Here is a 7,480-nt window from a genome sequence, read left to right as displayed (position 1 = left end):
AAGGAACGAGTGTTAAGGGGGGCGCGGCGAAGCTGCGGGGGATAGGCAAGGCAGAAGCTGGGGCCCGAAGTTTGCGCAGCAAACTTTGGGGGCTAAGCCCGCATAGCGGGATTAGCCGCGAGAGTCGAACAGGATGTTCGCCCGAGCCGTGACGACCATACCCGCCCGGTCGGTGCCCGCACCGTAAGTCGGCACCAACCACCGCCCCAACGAAAAACCCCTTACTTCTCGCCCTTCGCCACCAACGTAGTCAGCGCCAAATCCCCCGTCACATTGAGCGCCGTCCGGCACATGTCCAGGAAGTGGTTCACACCCAGGATCAACCCGATCCCCACCGGATTCACCCCCACCATCGCGCAGATCAGCGCCACCACCGGCAACGAACCCGACGGCACGCCCGCCGTGCCAATGCCGCCCAGGATGCACACCAGCATCACCATGAACTGCTGGCCGATGCTCAGGTCCACGCCGAAGAACTGCGCCAGGAAAATCACCGTCACGCCTTCGAACAAGGCCGTGCCGTTCTGGTTCGCCGTGGCGCCCACCGTCAGCACGAAGCGCGACACGCGCTGCGGCAGGCCCATGCTGTCGGCCACGCGCAGCGCCGTGGGCAACGTGGCGTTGCTCGACGCGGTGGAAAAAGCCATCAGCGTGGCCGGCTGCGTCTCGCGGAAAAACTGCAGCGGCGAGCGGCCGGCAAAACGCACCGCCAGGCCATACGTCACCACCATGTGCAGGCCCAGCGCCAGCACCACCACGCCCACGTATGCGCCGAGCTTCACCAGCAGGTCCAGGCCGAACAACGCGGCCAGGTTGAACATGAAGCAGGCCACCGCGTACGGCGCCAGGCGGATCACCAGGCCGATCAGCGTCATGGAGATCTCGAAGATGCCCTCGATCGCCTTGCGCAACGTCGAAACCTTCTCTTCATCGCTCAACACCATGCCCACGCCGAACATCACCGCGAAGAACATCAGCGACAGAATTGCGCCATTGCTCGACGCCGCCGCGATGACATTGCTCGGCACGATGGACATCAGCATGTCCATGCCCTGCGGCTGGCCCGCGGCGCCCTCGACGATTTCCTTGCTGCGCTCGGCATTGGCCTGCAGCAGCTGCGCGGCCAGTTGCGGGTCCACGCCCGCGCCGGGCTTGAGCAGGTTGACCAGCACCAGGCCCAGCAGCACCGCGATGCCCGACAGGATCACCGTGTAGGCCAGCGTGCGCCAGCCGATGCGGCCCAGCGCGCGGATGTCGCCCATGTCCGCCACGCCCATCACCAGCGCCGAGAACAGCAGCGGGACGATCAGCATGAAGATCAGGTTGAGGAACAACTGCGAGAACGGCGTGGTGACGTAGCGGGTGAAACCCGCCACCCAGGCCGCGTCGCCCCCGACGGCGAAGTGGATCGCCAGCCCGGCCAGCAGGCCCACGGCGAAGCCGATGCCCATCTTCCAGTGCAGCGGCATCGCGGGGCGGGTGGGTTCGGACCGGTTCGGGGTCGTCGTCATCGGCGGCTCCTGTCTGTTGCGCAACGAAAACGCGACTTTAACAGGCGACCTCCCCGCGGCGTCCGCCCCGCGGGTGCATCGATGCGGCGTCGGCGCGATTCAGCGCGGGCGCGGGCCGGCGTCCGGATACAACGGCGGCAGTTCCGATGGACGCGCGGCGGCGGCGTCGCGCCATTGCGGCCCCTGCCGGAACGCCTCGCGCAGGCGTTGGCGCGCCTGCACCACGTCGCCCTCGCCCGCCCAGCGGGCGCGCTGCAAGGCGGCGATCGCGTCGCGCTGCGCGGCGGACGCCAGCTTCGCCTGGACCTCGTCCAGTTCGCTCACGCCCGCCATCGCGCACAGGCACTGCGCGACTTCGTCCAGCCCGCCCTGGTCGAGCACGCGGCGCAGTTCGACCAGCGTCGGGCGCCTGGCGGCAGGGGCCGCCTCGCCGCCCGGGAATCCGGAAGCCGGCGGCGGCGGCAACGAACGCCCGCCACGACGCCACAGCCAGGCGGTCACGCCCATCGTCCCCAGCCACAGCACGGCGAGCACGACGACGGCGATCTTCCATGGCCACGGCGCGCGCACGACCATCGGCGCATCGGCCGCCGGCGTGGCCACGGCCGGGTTCGGCGCGGCAACCGGCGGCGCCTGCCGCGCGAACGCGCCGCTGCCGGGGGCCACCTCGAGCGTGAGGTCCGGCAAGGTGGCACTGCGTGCCGCACCGGCGCGCACGTCCCACCAATCCACGCGCGGGCCGGCGACCTGCAGCGTGCCGGCCTGGTTGGGCACGAGGGAGAAGCGCCGCGTCATCTTCAGCTGCGGCGAGCCGCCGACGAAACGCTCGTCGTATTGCGCCGGCTCCGGGAACACCTGCGCGCCGCTCACCGGCGGCAGCACCAGGTCAGGGAACTGCGCGCGCGTGGCGCCGGCGGCGGTCGCTTCGACCACTACCTGCACGGCCTCGCCGGCCACCGCGCGTTGCGGCGTGGCGACATACCGCAGCTGCAGGTCGCGCAGCGGCAGCCAGGGTTGCGGGGCCTGGTCGGGCTGCGGGCGCACCTGCAGCGTGGTCGCGGTGCTGCGGGCGCTGAGCTCGCCATTGCCGCGCCCGAAATAGTCATCGAAGAAGCCGCCGACCACGCGGCCGCTGAAGCGCGCGCCCGGCAGCACCAGCGCGCCGCTGCGCTCGGGCACGAGCAAGTAGCGCCGCTCGGCGACGTTGTACGGGCGGCCGTTGATCGTCTGCACGGAATTGCCGTCGTCGCCGATCTGCTGCAGCGAGGCCCCCGAAGGCGCATCCAGTTCCAGCGAGCCGGCCGCCAGCTGCGTGGCGTAGTACAGCCGCACCACCACGCCCACGCTCTGCTGTACGTAGGGCTGGGTGTCGTCCACGCGGGTTTCGACGAATACCGGCTCGTCCCCGCGCGCGGGTGTCGCGGCGGCGGCATCGGCGCTGCCGGTGGCCGTGGCGCCATCGGCGACGGTCAGCCGGATCGGCGCGGTGTTCTCCCCGCCCACGCGCAGCGCCGGCACGACCAGCGCGCCGCTGCGCCGCGGCGTCAGCACGACGGCGAAGCGCGTACTGGCGGTCATCGTGCCGTTGATGCTCTGCAGCTGCCGGCTGCTGCGCTGCGCGCCAACGCCGAAGTCGGCGCGCAGCGGCGCGTAGTCCGGCCCGGCGGTGAGCTGGTCGGTTTCGATGTTGAGCGTGACCGGCATGCCGCCCGTGACCTGGTCGCGGTCGAGCCAGGCGCGCGTGGCGGCCTGCAACGGCGCGGCAAACGTGGCCAGCAACAGGACCACGACCAGCGCGGCGGTGGAGATCGGACGTACGCTCATGGTTGCTCTCTTTGCCGGCGTTCCTGCTCCAGCCGGAACTTGGTGCGCAGCAGGCTGCCCGGATCGTCGGGGACGCGGCGCATCCAGGCTTCCAGCGCCTGCCGCTCCTCGCGCTGCTGCGGGGTTTCATCGCCGCGCACCTGCTGCGCCTGTTGCGGGTCCTGGCCTTGCTGCTGCGCCATGGCCTGGCGCATGCGCTCGCGCTGCGCGGCGTCGGCCTGCTGCTGGCCCTGGCGGTCGGCCGGCTGCGGCGCGTCCTGCTTGCCGTCCTGCTGGCCGGGCGAAGGCGAAGGCTTGTCCTGCTGCTGCGCCTGCGCCGGGTCCTTGCCCGCGTTGTTGCCTTGCGAGCCCTGCGAGGAGGGCGAGGATTGCCCCGGCTGCTGCTGTCCTGGCTTCGGCTGGCCGGCGTTGTTCTGGTTGGACGAACCCTGCTGGCCCTGTCCCTTGCCGCCGTCGTCGTCGTGGCCGCCGTTGTTGCGCTTGCGCGCGGCATCGACGGCGGCGCGGTTGGCCACCGCGTCTTCCATCCGCGGATGCTTCGCCAATGCCTTGTCGTAGGCGGCGATGGCGTCGTCGTAACGGCCTTGGCGCGCGAGCGCGTTGCCGAGGTTGTACCAGCCCTGGTCGCTGTCGATGCCTTCGAACTGCTTCTGCGCGGCGGCGAAATCGCCCCGGCGATACGCATCGACACCGGTCTTCAGCTGCTGCTGTTCGACCTGGTCGGCGCGCCGCCACGGCGTACCCTCGGCCGCGCGTGCCACCGGCACCAGGACCGGCGTGATGCACAAGGCGAGCACCAGCAACGCGCCACGGCGCCGGAACGCGGGCAACAGCAACAGCATCACCAGCGGCAACAACCAATAGCCTTCATCGCGCCACTGCAGGCCGCCCGTCTCCTCGCCGCCGGCCTTGTCGGTGCGGTTCGGGTCGAGCACGCCCAACGCGCGCAGGTCGTCGTCGCCCTGCCGCAGGCGTGCGTAGCTGCCGCCACCGCTGCGCGCGAGGCCTTCCAGGCTGCCTTCTTCCAGGCGTGCCTGGGCGATGTTGCCGTTGTCCTCGCGATAGGCCGCGCCCTGCGGCGTGCCTAGCCCCAGCACGGACACGCGATAGCCGGCCGCCCTCGCCTGCGCGGCCTGGGTACGCGCGGCCGCGTCGGCGCGGTCGGTGAGCAGCAGGATGTCGCCATGCGCGAACTCGGCCTGCTGCAGCAGCTTCACCGCCGCGGCGATGGCGCGATCGCCGCGCTGGCCGCCCACCGGCATCACCGAGGGATCGAGCGCATCAAGGAACAGCGCGACGTTGCCGGCGTCGTCGGTGAGCGGAGCGACGGTGAAGCTGTCGCCGGCATAGGCGAGCAGCGCCACTTCGCCGGCGCGACGTTCGCGCAGCAGGTCGGCCAGCTTGGCGCGCGCCTGCAGCAGGCGCGACGGCGGCAGGTCCGCGGCCAGGATGCGCGAGGACAGGTCCAGCGCGATCACCAGCGGCGCGTGCGTGCGGAACATCGGCTGTTCGTCCTGGCGCCAGCTCGGCCCGGCCAACGCGATCACGCCGAGCACGCAGGCGAGCAGGCCGGCAGCAAACGACAGCCAGGACGCGCGCCCGCCTGCCACCAGCAGCGCGGGCAGCAGGTGCGCATCCACGTTCGCGCGCCACGCATCGGCGCGGCGCAGGCGCAAGCGCCACAGCACCGCGAGCACCGGCACCGCCAGCAACGCCCACAGCACGTGCGGGCGCAGGAAATGGAAGGCCTGCCACAGGGCGCCGTAGTCGTTCATCGCGCCCTCCACGGCCAGGCGAAGTGCAGCAGCACCAGCAGCAGCGCGAGCAGCAGCGGGCCGGGATAGCGCTCGATGCGCGGGCGCACCGCCACACCGGCCGCGGCCACCGGTTCGAGGCGGTCGAGCTCGGCATAGATGCCGGCCAGTTCGTCGGCGTCGCGCGCGCGGAAGAAGCGACCACCGGTCTTGCTGGCGATCTGCCGCAGCGCGGTTTCGTCGATCTCGTCGCCACCGCCCGGCAGCGGGATGCCGAACAGCGAATAGCCGCCCGCGCCCCCGAAGGCGATGGTGTGCACGCGCACGCCGGTGGCGGCGGCGAGGTCGGCCGCCTTCTCCGGGGTGATGCTGCCGGCGTTGCTTTCGCCGTCGGTGAGCAGGATGACCACGCGCTGGCCCAGCGGCTGTTCGCGCAGGCGCTTGACCGACAGCGCCAGCGCATCGCCGATGGCGGTCTGCCGGCCGGCCAGGCCGACCACGGCGTCGCGCAGCTGGTCGCGCACGGTGGCGAGGTCGGCGGTGAGCGGCGTCAGCGCATAGGCCCGCTCGGCGAACACCAGCAGGCCGACGCGATCCCCTTGGCGGCGGTCGAGGAAGTCGGCGAGCACGGCCTTGGCGGCGGTGAGGCGATCGACCACCTGCCCGCCGATCTGCATGTCAGGCTCGGTCATGCTGGCCGAGAGGTCGACCGCGAGCATCATCTGCCGCGCCTGGTGTGGCGGCGTGACCGGCTGGCCGAGTTCCTGCGGGCGCGTGAGCGCGGCGCACAGGCAGATCCACGCGCCCCACAGCAGCCACGGCGTGCGCCGCCACACGGGGCGATGCGCGCTGTCGCTGGCGATGCCGCGCAGCGCATCGCCGTACGGCACGCGCAAGGCGGCCGCGCGGCTGGCCAGCGCCGGCAGCAGCGCGATGAGCAGCGGCAACGGCAGCAGCCACCACGCCCACGGCCACGCGGATTCGGAGAACGCCTGCAGCCAGGCGGCGGTATCGAGGCCGGTCATCGGCGGCCCGCCATCAGCTGGAGGAAACGCCGGCGGGCGAGCGGCGCGAGGGCGGCGAGCTCGGCGTCTTCGATGCGCGGGCGGAAACCGCCGTCGAGCAGCAGGCGACCGGCGCCCTGCGAGAATTCCGTGCCCTTGCGGCCATCGAGCCAATGCAGCCATGCATCGCCCTGCAGCGTGTCGGCGGCCGGATCGAGGCGACGCGCCGCGCGCCGCAGCAGCACGGACATCGCGGCGATGCGTGCGGCGTTGTCGTCGGCCGCGCTGTCGGTATCGAACAGGCGCTCCCAACGACGCAGGCGCGCGCGACGACGTCGCACGAAGAAGAACACGGCCAGCACCAGCAGGAGCAGCGCGCCCGCCACCCACCACCAGCCTGGCGCCGGCGGCCACCAGCCCGGCGGCGGCGGCAGGTGGACGTCACGCAACGGCAGTTCGGCCGGCGACATCAGCGCGCTCCCATGCCGGCGCCGAGCCAGGCGTCGCTGCTCTCGTCGGTACGCAGCACGCGTACCGCGACGCGACGCGCCGGCAGTTCGTCCTGCAGGCGCTGCAGCGGCGCCAGGAACTCGGCTTCCCAACCTTCGCGGGCGCTGCGACCGGCCAGGTCGAGTTCGATGCGCCGCTCGCCACTGAGGAAAGGCAACTGCGCGGCGGGAGGCGAAAGTTCGAGCGGATCGACCAGCAGCACCAGCACGACCTCGTGATGCAACGCGAGCGCGGACCAGCGGGTCAGCGGAATGGCGGCGGCGCTGTGCGGATCGGCGAACACGCTCAGGCGCGCGCCCGGGCGCAACAGGCGCGCGGCGTGATCCAGCGCCAAGGGCAAGCCGGCATCATCGGCCGGCGGCTGCGCGTACCAGCGCGTGAGCGCATCGAGCACGCGCAGCACGCCGCGCGCACCGCCGGCAGGCGCCACCGGCGCTTCGCGCAAGCTGCCACGCAGCGCGGCGACGCGATCGCCCTGCCGCTGCGCCTGCCATGCCGCGACCGCGGCGGCGCGCGCGGCCTGCACGGACTTGAAGCGTACGCGGGTGCCGAAATACAGCGTGGGCGCGGTATCGGCGACGATCAGGCTGAGGCGTTCGCGCTCCGCCTGGAACAGCTTGGTATGCGCCCGCCCGCTGCGTGCGGTGAGCCGCCAGTCGATATGCCGGGCGTCGTCGCCAACCACGTACTCACGCGATTCGGCGTACTCCATGCCGCGCCCGCGCAAGGCCGAAGGGGCGGGCCCGGTGATGCCCAGGCGGCCACGCGAGGGCGCAGCGCGATGGCGGCTGGTGCCACGCAGCGCAATCAGCTCGGCCAGCGTGGGCCGCAGGCCGTCGCCCTGGGTGGCCGGCGCGGGAACGGAAGTGACGGACAA

The 7,480-nt window shown here is 72.0% G+C and carries 6 protein-coding genes; all 6 read right to left on the bottom strand.

The window, feature by feature from the left end; translation table 11 throughout:
• Window positions 1–221 precede the first annotated feature (221 nt).
• Entirely contained in the window at window positions 222–1,511 is a 1,290-nt protein-coding gene (locus ARC20_RS00345; protein ID WP_338062948.1) for a dicarboxylate/amino acid:cation symporter, read from the bottom strand.
• A gap of 99 nt (window positions 1,512–1,610) precedes the next feature.
• Window positions 1,611–3,335: a BatD family protein gene (locus ARC20_RS00340; protein ID WP_057642626.1), complete on the bottom strand. Its 1,725-nt coding sequence runs from the start codon at window positions 3,333–3,335 to the stop codon at window positions 1,611–1,613.
• Window positions 3,332–5,110, bottom strand: coding sequence for a VWA domain-containing protein (locus tag ARC20_RS00335; RefSeq protein ID WP_057642622.1), 1,779 nt, complete (start codon window positions 5,108–5,110; stop codon window positions 3,332–3,334). The genes ARC20_RS00340 and ARC20_RS00335 overlap by 4 nt, the downstream gene beginning before the upstream one ends.
• Window positions 5,107–6,114, bottom strand: a complete 1,008-nt coding sequence (locus ARC20_RS00330) for a vWA domain-containing protein (protein ID WP_057642618.1) — start codon at window positions 6,112–6,114, stop codon at window positions 5,107–5,109. Before ARC20_RS00330 ends, ARC20_RS00335 begins: the two co-directional genes overlap by 4 nt.
• Window positions 6,111–6,563 (bottom strand): DUF4381 family protein, encoded by a 453-nt coding sequence (locus tag ARC20_RS00325; protein WP_057642616.1) that lies wholly within the window; start codon window positions 6,561–6,563, stop codon window positions 6,111–6,113. The genes ARC20_RS00330 and ARC20_RS00325 overlap by 4 nt, the downstream gene beginning before the upstream one ends.
• The gene (locus ARC20_RS00320) at window positions 6,563–7,480 is read right to left on the bottom strand and encodes a DUF58 domain-containing protein (RefSeq protein WP_057642612.1); all 918 of its coding nucleotides are present in this window, start codon (window positions 7,478–7,480) and stop codon (window positions 6,563–6,565) included. Before ARC20_RS00320 ends, ARC20_RS00325 begins: the two co-directional genes overlap by 1 nt.

The sequence above is a fragment of the Stenotrophomonas panacihumi genome, from assembly GCF_001431645.1.
In the GTDB taxonomy this organism is placed as follows: Bacteria; Pseudomonadota; Gammaproteobacteria; order Xanthomonadales; family Xanthomonadaceae; genus Stenotrophomonas_A; species Stenotrophomonas_A panacihumi.
The sequence above is the reverse complement of the archived record's forward strand: the minus strand, read 5'-3'. Positions and strand labels throughout refer to the sequence as shown.